The sequence below is a fragment of the Enterobacter sp. Sphag1F genome (assembly GCF_014193275.1).
GTDB lineage: Bacteria > Pseudomonadota > Gammaproteobacteria > Enterobacterales > Enterobacteriaceae > Pantoea > Pantoea symbiotica.
The window spans coordinates 181,087-197,216 of record NZ_JACHZD010000006.1 but is presented as its reverse complement, the minus strand read 5'-3'; the positions used below and the strand labels follow the sequence as shown (position 1 = coordinate 197,216).

Genomic DNA, 16,130 nt, shown 5'->3' with positions numbered 1-16,130 from the left:
ACTGGTGGTATTTAATTATGCGTTTTTGGAAATACCAGGCAACATGATGATTAATGAAAAAAAGCGTAACGGGAAGGAAATGATTTACAGATTAATCGCAGACAGTTTATTGATATAGCCGGTACGAAAAGCGCGGAATATGTCTTAAACACGACTTAATAAATGATGCAGATGTCATTATAAATTAACTGGCCAGTAACGATGGGTTACTGGCCTTAATACTTAGAAAGTGGCGTTCACACCGACATTCCACGTCACCTGATGGTAATCGCTATTGCCGCCAACCGTTGAAACACCGGCAAAAGCATTCACCGTTTCAGCCAGCGGCACGTTGGCACCTACCGACAGATCGAGCCAGTTCTTATCACGCGCCTCAATGCTGCGTTCAAACGACGTTCGGGTCGATTTTAGCCCGGCGCGCACCGTGGAATCGGTATCGCCAAACTGATGGTTGTAACTCACCTGCGCCCACGGATTGACCACCCACTGTTTGCTGTCGATACGCCAGCCCACCAAGCCAATCTGTGAATGGGTGGTTTGATCGGAGTAGCGCATCGCGGTGCTGCTGTCGCTGTTTTCGCTATAGCCACCGACGCGTCCATAATCCAGCGCGTAACTGGCGACCGGTCCGGTGCTGAGATTTTCGGTTAGCGGCAGCGTCCAGCCGGTTTGCACGCGCATGCCGAGCAGTTTACCGCTGGTGCTGCCCTGCTCGGTACGTTTGGCCGGGCCGATGTGGATATCACGCTCAATGCTGTCGAAATCGAGGTCGGCATAATGCAGATCGGCGTTGATCCAGCCCTGATCGAACACCGTCAGTTGGCTGTAAAGCGCCACCAGATTGCCGCGCAGTTTGTAATCGTAGTTGGAAGAAGGCTCCTGGCGCTGATTGGTGTTGGAGAACAGCACACCGGTTTGCCAGTTGTCGGTGAGCTGATAGCCGATACCGAGCGTTAAGTTGGCCGTGTTGGCACTGCCGTTGCTCCAGCTGTCGCCTTGATAATCGACGTGTTGCCCAGCGTAACCGCCAAACACCGTGAACTGTCCGGCGCTGGCAGGCTGCTGACGCTGTTGCTGCAAATGCCCATCCAACGTGTTTTGTGTATCGCGCGCCATCATCAGTGGCGATTGAGACAGCGCCGCCACTTGCGCTGGCGCATCCAGAATCGACTGAATGTAATCGGCGATCATCGCATGAACCGCTGGGCTTGGATGAAGACGATCGGCGAACAGATAATCCTGCGCGCTGGAGAAACCTGGCGTGCTGGATTTACACTCATCCGCTGACGTCCCGATAGGACACGCGATGCCGATGGTGTTGGTTAAGCCATATTGCGTCGGATTGGCGATCACTTCATCAAACAGCCCAGCGATATCAACGCGCACGATATTGCCATTCAATGTCGCCAGCCCCGCTTCTTCCTGCTGGTTATAGCCGTCGGAGAGCGCAGTAACTTGCTCGCTGAGTTCCTGCCAGGCGGTGTACAGCTGCTGCGCCAGCGCGTCGCGCACCGCCGGAACAGAAGAGACTTCGCCCGCGGCTTGCGTAAACGCATCCTGCACCGCCTGTTGCCGCGCGGCTTTATCTGGCGTGGTGACGCTATCCAGCGACTGAAATGCCGCCACCATCGCTGGCGTGGCTGCGGTACCTAATACGCGCAACACCGTTTGGATCATATAAGGCGTTGAACCGAGTTGCGGAACCGTTGGCACAATGACCGCTCCCGCACCGGCATCCAGTAGCATTTTGATCTGTGCAACCGATTGATTGGCGCTGTTGCTGATGGTCTCGCTGGCGGTTAAGGGATTGGTGACGGCAGCGGCAATATCGTTGGCGCCGACCCAATGAATATACAGACCGTTGCTGTCAGCGCGACCGCCGGTTGAGGCGAGATAACCCGCGAGTTGATCCTGAGTGTTTAAATCCGGATCGAGCTTCGGCACCGACACCGCGCCGCCCTGCGCATAATTGCTGCCGCCCAGTGTAGAACGCTGCAAGTCCTCGCCTAAATGCGCGGCAAGTATCTCGTCATATAAAGGATGCTGTGCACCGTCGAAGGTAAAGCGGCCCACGTTGCCGCTATCACTCAGGCTATCGCCAAACACGGTCAGGCTATCCCATGCCAGCGCGGGAGCAGGCGTCAGCAACGCGCTAAGTGTGGCGATGGCGACAGCGGAAAGCGCAGATTTGTGGTTGTTCATCATCAACTCCGTGATGGGCCAGAGTTACGTCGTCTGACCGGCAAAAGGTTAGGTCCGCGCATCAAGCGAACCCGCAACATCGCATCAGGAATGCGTAAGGAAAATATCAAGGACGTTTAACTGTTTAGTCAGGAAGGAGGCGTTATGCCAGTTTGCAGCGGCAAATTAACCAAAGTTTATGAACAGCTCTTTTACATGTATTTAAATTAAACCTTTAAATAAGGCCGCCGATAACTAACGATGCAGAGTTCGACTACGCTCTGATCGGTACTTTTGAAAACATCAGGTCGGTTAATTAAATACCCCCATGCGGCGCTGCGGCGCACAGAGACACTTTGAAGTGTACGGCGAAGGGGATCTGCGGGCAGCCTAAGCGACACGTCCTGAACGTGAGCAGATTGGTGCTGCACGCCTTACGTTCAACAGCACAATAATCGCCTGAGGCTTCCCATGTTTGGTGTGAAAAAGTCGAGTCTTACCTTGCCCTTTTATAAAAGTGGCGATGTGGTTAAAGATATCAATGCGATCAAACAGCATGTGGCATGGATTGAATTTACGCCCAACGGCGAGATTCTTACTGCCAATCACCTCTTCCTTGCCACCACCGGCTACCAGCTGAATGAGATTCAGGGAAAACATCACCGCATCTTCTGCAGCCCGCAACACAGCCAATCTTCCAACTACCTCGCCTTCTGGCAAACGCTGGCGTCGGGCGAATCGGTAACTGGCATTTTTGAGCGCTTCAATAAGCAAGGCCAGCGCTTCTATCTCAGCGCCACCTATTTCCCGGTGAGCGATGACAAAGGCCATGTTTACAAAGTGATCAAGGTGGCTTCGGATATTACAGAACGTCATCAGGAGCTGGAGCACAAAGAAGCGGTGATCACCGCACTGGACCTTTCCATGGCGGTAATCGAATTTACGCCGGATGGTCAAATCCTCACGGCCAACAATAACTTCCTCAAGCACATGGGATATGAGTTGGATTCGGTTGTTGGGCAACATCATCGTATTTTCTGCTTCGATAACTTCTACCGCGAAAATCCGGACTTCTGGCGCAAGATGGCCAAAGGTGAACACTTTGTTGGCCGCTTCGAACGCAAAACTGCCAGCGGCGAACGTATCTGGCTTGAAGCCAGTTACAACCCGGTTTATGACGCGGATGGCAAGGTCTATAAGGTGATTAAAATCGCTTCGGATATCACCGCGCGCGTGGAAGCGGCCAAGCGCGTGGCCGACATCGCACTGACGACCTCTGAAGAGACCTCACAAATCACCGACAACGCCAATGAGGTGCTGGATGAAACCATCCGCAACTCTGGATTGGTGGCGGTGCAGGTGAATGCGGCGACGGCAATTGGTGCGGAGCTCAACGCCTCGGCGAAAAGCATTAGCGAGGTGGTCGAGACTATCAACCTGATTGCCTCACAAACCAATATTCTGGCGCTGAATGCGGCGATTGAGTCGGCACGCGCGGGTGAAGCGGGACGCGGATTCAGCGTGGTGGCAGGCGAAGTGAGACGTTTGGCGGCATCCACCTCCAGCGCCACCAAGCAGATCACCCAAGTGGTGGAACACAACGCCAGTTTGATTGCGCAGATGGAGCAGCAGCTTAGTGAGGTGAAGCAGTTTGTGGTGACCGAGCAGGATAAAATTAGCGTGCTGTCACGCAGCCTGCGGGAAATTAACAGCGGCGTACATGAGTTTGTGAACGTGATTCATCGTTTGGATGTGTGATTTGTAGGGTCGCCATTTATGGCGACCTGGAAAGTATCGTGCGGTTATCGGAAAGGTCGTCATGAATGACGACCCTACGGTCGGAATACGCATCAGAATGATCACACGGTTTTGTAGGGTCGCCATTTATGGCGACCTGGAAAAAGTATCGTGCGGTCAGCGGAAAGGTCGTCATAAATGACGACCCTACGGTCGCGGGGTTGTGATTACATCATCTGCGGTTCACGGATCGCCTGACCTTTGGCGAAACGCGCCAGACTGTACGGCTTCATATCGGTGAACAACGGTTTGTTATTCACCATCTGCGCGCACAGCAAGCCTGCACCCGGCCCGATACCAAAACCGTGGCCGCTAAAGCCAGAGGCGATAAATAAGCCCGGCATGCTGGTCATCTCATCAATCACCGGCACCAAATCCGGCGTGGTATCAATCCAGCCGCCCCAAGCGTGATCCACTTTAATGCCGTTCAACTCCGGATAAAGCTGCACCAGCGCCTGCATCGCTTCCTGCACAATGCCGTTGTCCGGTGCCGGATCGAGGGTGCGGATCTTCTCAAACGGCGACACACCTTGATTAGACCACGAACCAGCGGCTTCCGGGCCATTGAAGAACGAGCCATTAATGCGCATCTTCAGCTTCTTAGCGATCTTGCTGCGATACATCGGATAGAACTTGGTGGCATAACGGATGTTTTGCGGTGCGAGGTCAATCTGCCCGCGCCCGGAGAGCGCCACGGTATAGCTGCCATCCTGACGACGACGAATACACAACCCGCCGGTGCTGAGACAACCTTTGATCACTTCAGGTGCCGCCGTGGTTTTGAACGCGGTACCCAGGATATTGGCGCTCGGCAGTTCGATGCCGTACTGCTTGCAGAAGCGCGAACTCCACGCGCCGCCGCAGCAGATCACGCGATTGGCTTTCACCAGGCCGCGCTCGGTCCAGACACCGGTCACGCGTCCGCCGGAAACATCGAGGCCGCGTACCGCGCAGTTTTGCTGGATCGATGCGCCGAGGTTTTTCGCGCCGGTCGCAATTGCCGGTGCCGCCAGTGACGGCTCCGCGCGACCATCGCTGGGCGACCACACGCCGCCAATCCACGGCGAATTGTTGCCGATGCGTTCGCGCGTCTCTTGCGCGGTCATCAGATGGCTGACGAAGCCAATTTGCTGCGCCTGTTTGCCCCACGCTTCCCAGCGCGCCAAGTCGCTTTCGCTCTGCGTGCCGTAAGTAATGCCCTGACGCGAGAAGCCGAGATCGAGGCCGATTTCGCTGCTCAGCTCGTCCCAGCGCTGCAAACTGCGCATCGCCATCGGCAGCTCGTACAGGTCGCGGTTCTGCTGGCGCACCCAGCCCCAGTTACGACCGGATTGCTCGCCGCCGATCACGCCCTTTTCAAACAGCGCCACGGAAACGCCCTGTTTTGCCAGTTCGTAACTCACCGACGTGCCAATAATGCCGCCGCCAATGACAATCACATCGACGGATTCGGGAAAGCGTTCACTGTCTGCTACTGCATTGATTTTTATGCGCATCGTCTCAAGTCCTGCACGCCACTTCGGTGACGAAATCACAAATGATGTTCAGAGGGAATGTGCATGATCCACAACACTCTGGCTTCACTCGCGCTATGGTTAAAAATGTTGTGCGGTAAATGGCTCTGGAACTGGAAGCTGTCGCCTGCGGTTAAAATGGCACTGTCACCATCGATCTCCAGCGTCAGCTCACCTTCCATCACCAAACCGGCCTTCTCGCCCTTGCCCATCAACATCTCATCGGAACGCACGCCCGGCGGCACATTGATGAACATAAACTGCAAATCGTGATCGCCTGACGGCGACAGCATCTCCTTGGAGATCCCACGCTTGCCGACATTAAAATGCGGCCGCTCAATGGCGCGACGCACATAATGTTCCGCGCCGCGCAGATTGGTTTGATTCTCTTCCAGGAACGCTGAAAGCGGCACTTTCAACACTAATCTCAGCTGCTCTAACACGCGCACGGTGGGATTAGTCAGGTTGCGCTCGATCTGGCTGATGGCACCAGCAGACACATTCGCCAGCTGCGCCAAATCAGTGATGGTCATATTGCGCGCCTTACGAATCCGTTTCAGGCGCGATCCAATATCCGCGTCCTGCGCATCCGTTGCTTCGTCACTGATACTCACTCTCTTCATCGGTTTTTACCCTTCCAGCGGATAACTTTATCCAATTTCGCACAGCGCAGTCGCCGCGTTTATTTCCCTGATACTGTGTTTATCGCTGAAATTACCGGTGCGAGACAGCAAAATATGCCGCAGCGAAGTTATGGCATGCCCCATTTGGTTTTAATGGTTTGCAAAGTGCCGTCTTCTTTCATCGCGGTCAGCGCGCTATTAATCTGCGCCATTAATTGGTCATTGCCCTTTTTCACGCCAAACGCCATCGGCGAAACATGTTCGGGTTTATAACCGTCGATAACGTGCATGCCTTTCAGGCCGCCGGCTTTTTCCTGCGCTTTCAGGATCGGATAATCATTCATGCCCGCCGCTATACGTCCGAGCGATAAATCGCGCGTCATATCCGCCGGACTGTCATATACCTTGACCTCTTTGGCGATGCCGCTCGCCATCAGGCTTTGGGTGTAATCGGTGCCCGCCATGGTGCCGACGATGTCACCTTTCACATCCTGCCACGAGTTATAGGTCTTTTTGTTGTCGTCACGCACCACCAAACCCGCGCCAAACGCGGTCACCGGCTGAGAAAACGTAATGCGTTTCGCGCGCTCTTCGGTGGGCGTCATACCGGCCACAATCATGTCGATTTTGCCGGCAATCACCGATTGAATCAGCGTGGAGAATGGGATGGCGGTGTAATTAATATCGAGGTGCTGGCGCTTCGCCACTTCGGCTGCCACATCCGGCATAAAGCCTTCAATTTTGCCGCTTTGGGTATCGAGAAACGTAGTTGGCGCACTGGAAGGCGGTGAACCGGCGGTCAGCGCCGCCGCTTGAGCATTGAGGCTAAATGCAGCCGCCAGACACGTGAATAATAACCGGGAACGATTAGCAGACATAACTCACTCCTGAATCAAATGAAAAGGGCGAACGTCATTTTCACTATAATGAAATTAGTCAGGTGTCTGTCAATGTTTTATTTAATCACCCTGCGTTAATTCACAATTCAGGATTAACCCCTTTGATAACAAGCGTTATTTAACCTATAGCCTATTCGTATGACGACAATAAGTAAAAGCTATCTCTGTTCGGCGGGTAAAGATTGACAGTGATTCGCCATCGGGGATATTCATTATAATGAAATTTATCTGCAGGGGATTATCATGGATTGGAGTAGTATTCACGTTTATCTGCCCTTCCTGTTGCAAGGGGCTGAAATGACGATTTACATCACCATTTTGTCCCTGATAATCAGCACGCCATTGGGACTGATTTTTGCTGCGGCGAAGATGTGTCCGTGGAAAATAATTTCCTGGCCGATTGCGACCGTAATAAATATTACGCGCGGCCTGCCGATGATCGTGGTGCTGTTTTATATCTATTTCGTCTTCCCCGATATTGGCATAACGCTGTCGTCATTTCAGGCCAGCGTGATCGGTATCGCCTTCTGCTTTTCGACCTATATCGCTGAGATTTTCCGCGCCGGCATTGAATCGGTGGATCGCGGCCAGCTCGAAGCCGCGCGCTCAATGGGCATGAGTTTCCCGAAAGCGATGCGCCGCGTGGTGCTGCCGCAGGCGTTTCATGTCGCCCTGCCGCCTTACAGCAACACGCTGGTGATGATGCTGAAAGATTCCGCGCTGGCCTCCACCATTGCCGTCACCGAGATGACGCGTCAGGGCCAGCTGATTGCCGCGTCCACCTTCGACAACACCACGGTGTATACGCTGGTGGCGCTGCTTTATCTGGTGCTGTGCCTGCCGTTGCTGGCGCTGACCAAGCAGCTGGAAAAACGCCAGATTAAAGGAGCCTGAGATGATTGAGATTCGTGATGTGCACAAAAAATTCGGTCATGTCGAAGTGCTGAAAGGCGTGAGTTTCAACGTCAGAGAAGGCGAAGTGGTGTGTTTGATCGGCCCGTCGGGTTCCGGGAAATCAACCATTTTGCGCTGCATCAATGGCCTGGAAACTTATGAAGGCGGCGACATCAACGTGCTGGGCCAGCGCGTCAATAACAAACATAAAAGCATCAACGATCTGCGTCGGCAGATTGGCATGGTGTTCCAGCGCTTCAACCTGTTCCCGCATCGCAGCGTGTTAGAGAACGTGATGGAAGGCCCGATGCACGTCAATGGCGAACCGCGTCATGTGGCGGAGAAGCGCGCTAAAGATCTGCTGGCGATGGTTGGTCTGGCGGAGAAGATCAACGCGTGGCCGACGCAACTTTCCGGCGGTCAACAGCAGCGAGTAGCGATTGCCCGCACGCTGGCGCTGCAACCGAAAGCGATATTGTTTGATGAACCGACATCGGCGCTCGATCCGGAACTGGTGGGCGAAGTGCTGCAGGTGATGCGCAATCTGGCGCGTGAAGGGATGACGATGATTGTGGTGACGCATGAAATGCAGTTCGCACGCGAAGTCGCCGATCGTGTCTGTTTCCTGCACAGCGGACAGATTGTCGAACAAGGCCCCGCCGACCACATTCTGCTTAAACCGCAGGAGCCCCGCACCCAGGATTTTCTGCGCCGCGTGCTGGGCAACGTGGTCTCCACCACCTGCGACTGTTGCCGTAGGGTCGCCATTCATGGCGACCACGGATAAATAACCGCACAACACCTACTTCAGAGGAAAATAATGAAAGTCCAAAAAATCACCCAACCCGCCGCCATTGCATCGATGGAAGATTGGGGCAGCGTAGAAGGTTTGCCTGGCACCGGCAGCATTGCGTTATCCGGCATTCAGAAAGTGATTCCCGGCAAAGAAGATATCGATACGGGAATCTTCGAATGTAGCGTCGGTTCCTATCGCCGCTCGGTGAAACAGGCCGAAATCATGCACTTCCTCAACGGCAACGGCTCTTTCACGCCGGATGGTGAAGAGACGCTGCACTTCAAACCCGGCGATTCGTTGTTCTTTGAAGCCAATACCGAAGGCACCTGGGTAATTGAAAACACCATGCGCAAGTTGTATGTGATTTTTGACGCCAGCTGATTGATGCGCTGCCTATCTAAAAGTGAATTGCTGCCAGGTGCGCATGAATGCGCACCCTACAAAATCCTGCCTTTATTTACCGTTCCCCTTTCGTAAATTTTCGTCTAGATACTGGCGTTGTGAACAAAAATGACTCATATAGATAGCATCAGCTATATATTATAGCAATGGCTATATTTCTCTGGAGATGATGATGTTCACTCAACGCCTTTTGCCTGCGATCGCCGTCCTGCTATCACTCAGCGCGTTTACCGCGTCAGCGGCTGAAAAACTCAAAGTGGTGACCACTTTTACGGTGATCGCTGATATGGCGAAAAACGTCGCGGGCGATGCGGCGGACGTGACGTCGATTACCAAAACCGGCGCAGAAATCCACGAATACCAACCCACGCCAGGCGATATTCGTCGCGCGCAGGGTGCCAATCTGATTTTGGTAAATGGCTTTAACCTGGAATTGTGGTTCAGCCGTTTTTACCAGCGTCTCAAAAATGTGCCGCAGGTTACCGTGACAGAAGGCATTGAGCCGATGGGTATTACTGAAGGCCCGTATAACGGCAAACCAAACCCACATGCGTGGATGTCCCCGGATAACGCGCTGATCTACGTCGATAACATCCGTAACGCGCTGCAAAAATACGATCCCGCCAATGCCGCCATTTATCAGGCCAACGCCGAGCGTTACAAAGCGCAGATTCAGCAAACCATCGCGCCGATGCGTGCCGCTATCGACAAGCTGCCCGCCGATAAACGCTGGTTGGTGACCAGTGAAGGTGCCTTCTCTTATCTGGCGCGCGATTTTGGTTTGAAAGAGCTCTATTTATGGCCGATAAACGCCGATCAGCAAGGCACGCCGCAGCAGGTGCGTAAAGTGATCGATGCGGTGCGCGATCATCAAATCCCTGCCATCTTTAGTGAAAGCACCATCTCTGCCAAACCCGCGCAGCAAGTGGCGCGTGAAGCCGGCATTCATTACGGCGGCGTGTTGTACGTCGATTCGCTGAGCAACAGCGATGGCCCGGTGCCGACCTATCTGGATCTCTTGCGCGTCACCACTGAAACCGTGGTGAAAGGCATCACAGAAGGAAGCCAGAAATGAACCCAGCCGCAGGTTTACTCGTCGAGAATGTCGGTGTCACCTATCGCAACGGCCACACGGCGCTGCGCAAAGCCTCTTTTAGCGTGCCAGCGGGCAGCATCACCGCGCTGATTGGTGTTAACGGTTCCGGCAAATCCACGCTGTTCAAAGCGATCATGGGATTTGTGCCGCTCTCCTCAGGCGCGGTAACGCTGGCCGGTTTGCCGGCCAATAAAGCGCTGAAACACAACATCGTTTCCTATGTTCCGCAAGCGGAGGAAGTGGACTGGAGCTTCCCGGTGTTGGTGGAAGATGTGGTGATGATGGGCCGCTACGGCTATATGGGCATGCTGCGTATTCCGCGTGCCGCCGATAAACTGAGCGTTGATCAGGCGCTGGAACGCGTGGGAATGAGCGCCTATCGCCATCGTCAGATTGGCGAATTGTCAGGCGGGCAGAAGAAACGCGTGTTTCTGGCACGCGCGCTGGCGCAAAGTGGGCAAATTATCCTGCTGGACGAGCCGTTTACCGGCGTTGACGTCAAAACCGAAGCCGCGATTATCGCCCTGCTGAAAGAGTTGCGCGACGAAGGCCGCACCATGCTGGTTTCTACTCACGATCTCAACGCCATCCCCGATTTCTGCGATCGCTGCGTGCTGGTGAAAAACACCGTGCTGGCGAGCGGCCTGCTGCATGACACTTTCACCGCCGATAATCTGGCGCAGACTTTTGATGGCGCGCTGCATGAGCGTAACGCGGTGCTGATGCAGCTGATGAAAGACAAAAATCCGGACCGGGGAGCGAACCATGTCGTGGATTATTGAGCCGTTTGGCTATCAATACATGCTGAATGCGATGTGGATCGCGGCGCTGGTCGGCGCGATTTGCGCGTTTCTCTCCTGCTTTCTGATGCTGAAAGGCTGGTCACTGATTGGCGATGCGCTGTCGCACTCGATTGTGCCCGGCGTGGCGGGCGCGTATATGCTCGGACTGCCCTTTTCGCTCGGCGCGTTTCTTTCCGGCGGGCTGGCGGCGGGCAGCATGCTGTTCCTCAATCAGCGCACGCGCTTAAAAGAAGATGCCATCATCGGCCTGATCTTCTCGTCGTTTTTCGGCATCGGCCTGTTTCTGGTGTCGCTCAATCCCACGTCTGTGAATATTCAAACCATCGTGCTGGGCAATATTTTGTCGGTTGCGCCCGCCGATATCTGGCAGCTCGGCGCGATTGGCTTTATCACCCTGACCATTTTGCTATTGAAGTGGAAAGATTTGATGGTGACCTTCTTCGACGAGAGCCACGCACGTTCCCTCGGTTTGAATACGCTGCGGCTGAAGATCCTGTTCTTTACCCTTCTCTCTGCGTCCACCGTCGCCGCGCTGCAAACCGTCGGCGCGTTTATGGTGATTTGTCTGGTGGTGACGCCCGGCGCGACCGCCTATCTGCTAACCGACCGTTTCCCGCGTCTGTTAATGATCGCCGTCGCCATTGGCAGCATCACCAGCTTCCTCGGTGCCTGGAGCAGCTACTTCCTTGATGGCGCGACCGGCGGCGTGATTGTGGTGGCACAAACGCTGGTATTTTTAGTGGCCTTTGTCTTCGCACCAAAACATGGCGTGCTGGCGGCGCGCCGCCGTGCGCGTCAGACTCTGGAGGACGGCGTAAATGGCTGAATTATTGTTGAGTCCTTTCCAGTTCGAATTCATGAACATGGCGCTGATCACCACTTTGGTGCTGTCGCTGCCGTGCGCGATGCTGTCGGCGTTTCTGGTGCTTAAAGGTTGGTCATTGCTCGGTGATGCGATGAGCCACGCGGTGTTTCCTGGCGTGGTCATCGCCTGGCTAATTGGCTTGCCGTACGCCATCGGCGCGTTTGTCGCCGGGATGCTGTGTGCCGTCGCGACTGGCTACATTAGCGAAAACAGCCGCATCAAACCCGACACGGTGATGGGCATCGTCTTCTCCGGTATGTTTGGCGCCGGTTTGGTGCTGTATTTGAAACTGCAGCCTGAAGTACATCTCGACCACATTTTGTTCGGCGATATGTTGGGCATCAGCCTGGCGGATATCATCCAGACCGCGGCCATCGCGGTGATTGTCAGCCTGCTGATTGGCATTAAGTGGCGCGATTTATTGCTGCACGCGTTCGATCCCAATCAGGCACGCGCTTGCGGCATTAACGGTAAATTAATGCATTACGGCTTGCTGTGTTTGATCTCGCTAACCATCGTCGCCGCGCTAAAATCGGTGGGCGTGATTCTTTCGATTTCGATGCTGATCGCGCCCGGCGCTATCGCCTTGCTGCTGGCGCGTCGTTTCGTGCAGGTGATGTTGCTGGCAATTGGCATTGCGATGGTGACAGGTTTCAGCGGCGTATACGCCTCATTCTTCCTCGATAGCGCGCCGGGTCCAACTATTGTAGTGATCTACGCGGCGCTGTTCGTGCTGGCGTTTTTGTATGTCACGGTGAGGGATCGCCGCACGCAGCAAGCGCATGGATGATGAAGTGGTCGCCATGAATTAAGTCACCTCTAACCCCTCATTCTTGAGGGGTTGAAAACAACTTATCTTGACTCACTCTATTTCACATCCTACTGTTATGTTAATGCTAACCCATTAAACATGAGGGGTTGAGATTAACTAATGAAAAGACTCGAGCTGATGAGTAAGCTTGCCGAGATGGACCGTAAAGGTATTTATGTGCTGCCAAAGAAGGATCTCGCGAAGCTCTTCCCACTTGAATCCGACAAATCGATGGAGCAATCGTTAAAGCGGATGGTCGATGATAAGTTGCTGCAGCGAGTCGCGCGTGGCCTGTATGTGAATCCGAACGCTTCATCCAGAAACCGCTGGATGATGGAAGAAATTGCTAAAGCACTTCGTCCGGGAAGCATGTCTTATGTGAGCCTTGAATCTGTGTTATCGGAATATGGGGTAATTTCTCAGATTCCTATTAATCGTATGACATTAATGACAACCGGTGCCAGTGGTTTAATTGATACGCCTTTTGGCACAATTGAATTCACCCATACCAAACGTAACGTTGCGCAAATTGTCAAAAACACCCTGGTCGCTAAAGGCCGGCCTTTACGCATCGCCACCCAAACTGCAGCAATTCGTGATCTGTTACGCGTTGGACGAAACACCAATATGGTGGAAGAAGAAGCAATGCAAGCATACCAGGAAGGGGAAATTGCATGATCATTGATAAAACCGATTTTAATCAACTCGTCGATTTAGCGATGGCTAATGCCTCACTGTCGAAGATGCGCCCGGTCGTTGAAAAGGAATTACTTCATTATGAAATTTTTCAAGCGCTTGATGCTGAAGGGTTGCTAAAAGACATTGTATTTCAGGGAGGAACATCGCTAAGGCTATGTCGAGGATCAGATCGTTTTAGCGAGGACCTCGACTTTGCTGGTGGTAGCGACTTCTCAGCAGATAGCATGCAAAAAATTAAGGCCTGTGTTGAGAAGCGAATCGGCGAGCGATTTGGGCTTAATGTCGTGGTAAACAATAAGCCCGCTAAAGTAGGAGAAGACGGCATAAATCACGTTCGCGTGGAAAAATGGTGGATCTCCATTGAAACCGCCCCAGAAAATCCCGCCATGCCACGCCAGAAAATAAAATTAGAAATCGCCAACATTCCCGCCTACACCCGCGAATTAGTCGCGCTTAGAATCAACTATGATTTTTTAGTCGGAATGCCAGTAGTACTGGTTAACACCGAAACCCTTGATGAAATTCTGGCAGATAAAGTATTGGCTTTTCCTACTTCACTACTCGATAACCAGGGAAGAGCTGTAGCTACAGACTCGGTAAAAATTCGTCATCGTGATATTTGGGATCTGGCTTGGTTGATCACACGTGGTGCTAAGCTCGTTCCTGAACTCGTTACAGCAAAAATCAAAGATTATGGTGTGGTGAATTATCTTGGCTTAGTTGAGCATGCGATCAAGCAACTTCCGGATATTATCAGGAGCCGTGAATTTAACGCGCAAATGAGCCGTTTTATTGACTCCTCCACGCTAGAAAGAACGCTTTCGGTTGAAAGTTATCTCAGTTATCTGGATACATCCGTGCGTGGCTTATTTATGGAAATGAAAGCTGCCCTTTAAAGATACAGATTGCTATTAATATCGCCCTACGATGGAAACGCGCACCCCAACTCGCGCAATTTCTTTTCGACCCAATCGCGCTTATTGCGTCCTTCGGCGATAGCCTGCAGTTTGGCGATTTCACCGCTGTGGCGCGCGCTGGCCAGCGCGTGAATTTCATCGATGTGATCAAAAGGCACGCACAGCACGCCATCATCATCACCCACGATAAGGTCCCCCGCTTCAATCACCATGCCATTTATCGAAATCGGCACATTCACTTCGCCAGGTCCGTCTTTATAAGGACCACGATGGGTAACACCCGCCGCATAGACCGGCAAAGCGTTGTTACGGATACTGTGGCTGTCGCGCACCGCGCCGTTAATTACCACGCCAGCGATGCGCTTCTTCGCCGCATAGGTCAGCATCAGCTCACCGACAATCGCGTTGGTCACATCTCCACCGGCGTCCACCACAATCACATCACCGGGTTCTGCAATATTTAGTGCGTAATGCACCAGCAAATTATCGCCAGGCCGACACTTCACAGTGAGCGCGGCACCTGCCATATAGCCACCGGCGTGATAAGGACGCAGATTGGCCCCGCCCGCCGTTAAGCGCTGCATGGCGTCGCTGATATTCGCCACCGGTAAATACTGATAGGCCGCAATCTGCTGCGCACTGGCTTTACGTGTTCTTTTAACGATGCGGAAACCGCTCATACCTTTTCCTATGACTGTTTAGCGAACACGTCTTCATTAAGTTTGGCTTCTTTTACCGCACCGTAACCAATGAACCAGTGATCGAGGATTTTTTGGTAAGTGCCATCCTGAATTAATGAATTCAACGCGGCCTGCACCGCCTTCTCAATTGGCGATCCCTTCGGTAATCCAATCGACATCGGTGGTTCCTGCACGCTAATTTCACCGGTAATCGCCAGATTTTTCAGCTGCGCGGCCTGATACGCCAACCCTTCCCACGGGCCGTAATAAAACGATGTTCTGCCGCTCAATACCGCGACCACGCCATCAGGACGGCTCGGGAAGACCGCAACCTGAATCGCCGGCTTATTTTCACTGAGGCAGGTTTTGCTGGCTTCGTTGAGAAACTCAATCTGCGCCGTGCCCACGCCTGCGCCAACGGTTTCACCACAGAGCGCGGTTAAGCGGGTAAACGGTGGCACATTTTTATCTTTCCGTGAAATCACCGCCTGGCGTGAACTGTCGAAATAACTCACGAAGTCGATTTGCGCGAAACGCTTTTGGCTGGGTCGAATATTTGACAGTACCGCATCAAAGCGGCCGGTTTTTAAGCCTGGAATAATATTGTCGAAGCCGCCGGTATCTTTCCAGATAACTTTTAAACCCAGACGCTGACCAATCGCATTCATAATATCGACGTCGCGACCAGATAAGGTTTTATTATCTTCAAGGAAAAACGTGGTGGGCGGCGTATTAGGGTTGGTGCCGGCAATCACATAACCTTTCTGAACGATCTCAGGCGGTAATAAGGACTGTAATTTTGCATCAGGTTTCACCTGAAAATTAAATTTAGCCGCAACGCCCGCCTCTTCCTGCGCATAAACGGATGCCGTTAATAATGCAGACGATAGAACCGCTCCCGTTATGAGAGATTTAATATTAAGCATGATTTACCCCAGGTGAAAAATAAAATGGAAATAATTAATTCTTATAATGCAAGGAGTTGATACCCTTTAACGCACCATACAAGATCAGGTCAAAAGGATGAAATTCATAATCCGCATTAAGTTAGCGATAAATGTTTATTTCAGAATGAAACAATCAATAATAGAGGCTGTATATGGCATATTGCCCATGCTGAAGAGTTCAGCATGGGCAATATGAAGAGAACATC

The 16,130-nt window shown here is 52.8% G+C and carries 16 protein-coding genes; 10 read left to right on the top strand and 6 right to left on the bottom strand.

The genetic code is table 11. The annotated features are described in order from the left end of the window. Positions 1 to 222: 222 nt before the first annotated feature. On the bottom strand, positions 223 to 2,202 hold the full coding sequence (locus FHW71_RS19220) for an autotransporter domain-containing protein (protein ID WP_179452662.1): 1,980 nt from the start codon (positions 2,200 to 2,202) through the stop codon (positions 223 to 225). A 450-nt stretch (positions 2,203 to 2,652) separates the two neighbouring features. Here FHW71_RS19220 and FHW71_RS19215 point away from each other — a divergent pair, with 450 nt between their 5' ends. Next, a complete protein-coding gene (locus tag FHW71_RS19215; protein ID WP_179452663.1) occupies positions 2,653 to 3,939 on the top strand; it encodes a PAS domain-containing methyl-accepting chemotaxis protein in 1,287 nt (428 codons plus the stop codon). Between the two features lie 206 nt (positions 3,940 to 4,145). On the opposite strand, the gene FHW71_RS19210 is transcribed toward FHW71_RS19215, so the two are convergent. The 3 genes from FHW71_RS19210 to FHW71_RS19200 form a co-directional block, all read right to left on the bottom strand. Next, entirely contained in the window at positions 4,146 to 5,474 is a 1,329-nt protein-coding gene (locus FHW71_RS19210; protein ID WP_179452664.1) for an FAD-binding oxidoreductase, read from the bottom strand. A gap of 35 nt (positions 5,475 to 5,509) precedes the next feature. Then, on the bottom strand, positions 5,510 to 6,115 hold the full coding sequence (locus tag FHW71_RS19205; protein WP_179452665.1) for a cupin domain-containing protein: 606 nt from the start codon (positions 6,113 to 6,115) through the stop codon (positions 5,510 to 5,512). A gap of 128 nt (positions 6,116 to 6,243) precedes the next feature. After that, positions 6,244 to 6,993, bottom strand: a complete 750-nt coding sequence (locus FHW71_RS19200) for an ABC transporter substrate-binding protein (RefSeq protein WP_061719511.1) — start codon at positions 6,991 to 6,993, stop codon at positions 6,244 to 6,246. A gap of 264 nt (positions 6,994 to 7,257) precedes the next feature. Here FHW71_RS19200 and FHW71_RS19195 point away from each other — a divergent pair, with 264 nt between their 5' ends. The 9 genes from FHW71_RS19195 to FHW71_RS19155 all read left to right on the top strand — a co-directional run bounded on the left by FHW71_RS19195 (position 7,258) and on the right by FHW71_RS19155 (position 14,276). Next, positions 7,258 to 7,908 carry an amino acid ABC transporter permease gene (locus tag FHW71_RS19195; RefSeq protein ID WP_061719512.1) on the top strand — a complete coding sequence of 217 codons (651 nt, stop codon included), beginning with the start codon at positions 7,258 to 7,260 and terminating at the stop codon, positions 7,906 to 7,908. A 1-nt stretch (position 7,909) separates the two neighbouring features. Next, entirely contained in the window at positions 7,910 to 8,695 is a 786-nt protein-coding gene (locus FHW71_RS19190; RefSeq protein WP_179452666.1) for an amino acid ABC transporter ATP-binding protein, read from the top strand. 33 nt (positions 8,696 to 8,728) lie between these two features. After that, positions 8,729 to 9,085, top strand: coding sequence for a cupin domain-containing protein (locus FHW71_RS19185; RefSeq protein WP_179452667.1), 357 nt, complete (start codon positions 8,729 to 8,731; stop codon positions 9,083 to 9,085). 193 nt (positions 9,086 to 9,278) lie between these two features. Next, the gene (locus FHW71_RS19180; RefSeq protein ID WP_179452668.1) at positions 9,279 to 10,181 is read left to right on the top strand and encodes a metal ABC transporter substrate-binding protein; all 903 of its coding nucleotides are present in this window, start codon (positions 9,279 to 9,281) and stop codon (positions 10,179 to 10,181) included. Then, positions 10,178 to 10,984, top strand: coding sequence for a manganese/iron ABC transporter ATP-binding protein (locus FHW71_RS19175; RefSeq protein WP_179452669.1), 807 nt, complete (start codon positions 10,178 to 10,180; stop codon positions 10,982 to 10,984). Before FHW71_RS19180 ends, FHW71_RS19175 begins: the two co-directional genes overlap by 4 nt. After that, the gene (sitC, locus tag FHW71_RS19170) at positions 10,968 to 11,831 is read left to right on the top strand and encodes an iron/manganese ABC transporter permease subunit SitC (protein ID WP_154157176.1); all 864 of its coding nucleotides are present in this window, start codon (positions 10,968 to 10,970) and stop codon (positions 11,829 to 11,831) included. The genes FHW71_RS19175 and sitC overlap by 17 nt, the downstream gene beginning before the upstream one ends. Continuing rightward, on the top strand, positions 11,824 to 12,660 hold the full coding sequence (locus FHW71_RS19165; protein ID WP_061719518.1) for a metal ABC transporter permease: 837 nt from the start codon (positions 11,824 to 11,826) through the stop codon (positions 12,658 to 12,660). Before sitC ends, FHW71_RS19165 begins: the two co-directional genes overlap by 8 nt. A gap of 159 nt (positions 12,661 to 12,819) precedes the next feature. Beyond that, positions 12,820 to 13,359: a DUF6088 family protein gene (locus tag FHW71_RS19160; protein ID WP_231103513.1), complete on the top strand. Its 540-nt coding sequence runs from the start codon at positions 12,820 to 12,822 to the stop codon at positions 13,357 to 13,359. Beyond that, positions 13,356 to 14,276, top strand: a complete 921-nt coding sequence (locus FHW71_RS19155) for a nucleotidyl transferase AbiEii/AbiGii toxin family protein (protein WP_179452670.1) — start codon at positions 13,356 to 13,358, stop codon at positions 14,274 to 14,276. The genes FHW71_RS19160 and FHW71_RS19155 overlap by 4 nt, the downstream gene beginning before the upstream one ends. Positions 14,277 to 14,302: 26 nt before the next feature. Here FHW71_RS19155 and FHW71_RS19150 read toward each other — a convergent pair whose 3' ends face one another. After that, positions 14,303 to 14,977 (bottom strand): RraA family protein, encoded by a 675-nt coding sequence (locus FHW71_RS19150; RefSeq protein WP_179452671.1) that lies wholly within the window; start codon positions 14,975 to 14,977, stop codon positions 14,303 to 14,305. An 8-nt stretch (positions 14,978 to 14,985) separates the two neighbouring features. Then, on the bottom strand, positions 14,986 to 15,903 hold the full coding sequence (locus tag FHW71_RS19145) for an ABC transporter substrate-binding protein (protein ID WP_179452672.1): 918 nt from the start codon (positions 15,901 to 15,903) through the stop codon (positions 14,986 to 14,988). Positions 15,904 to 16,130 lie beyond the last annotated feature (227 nt).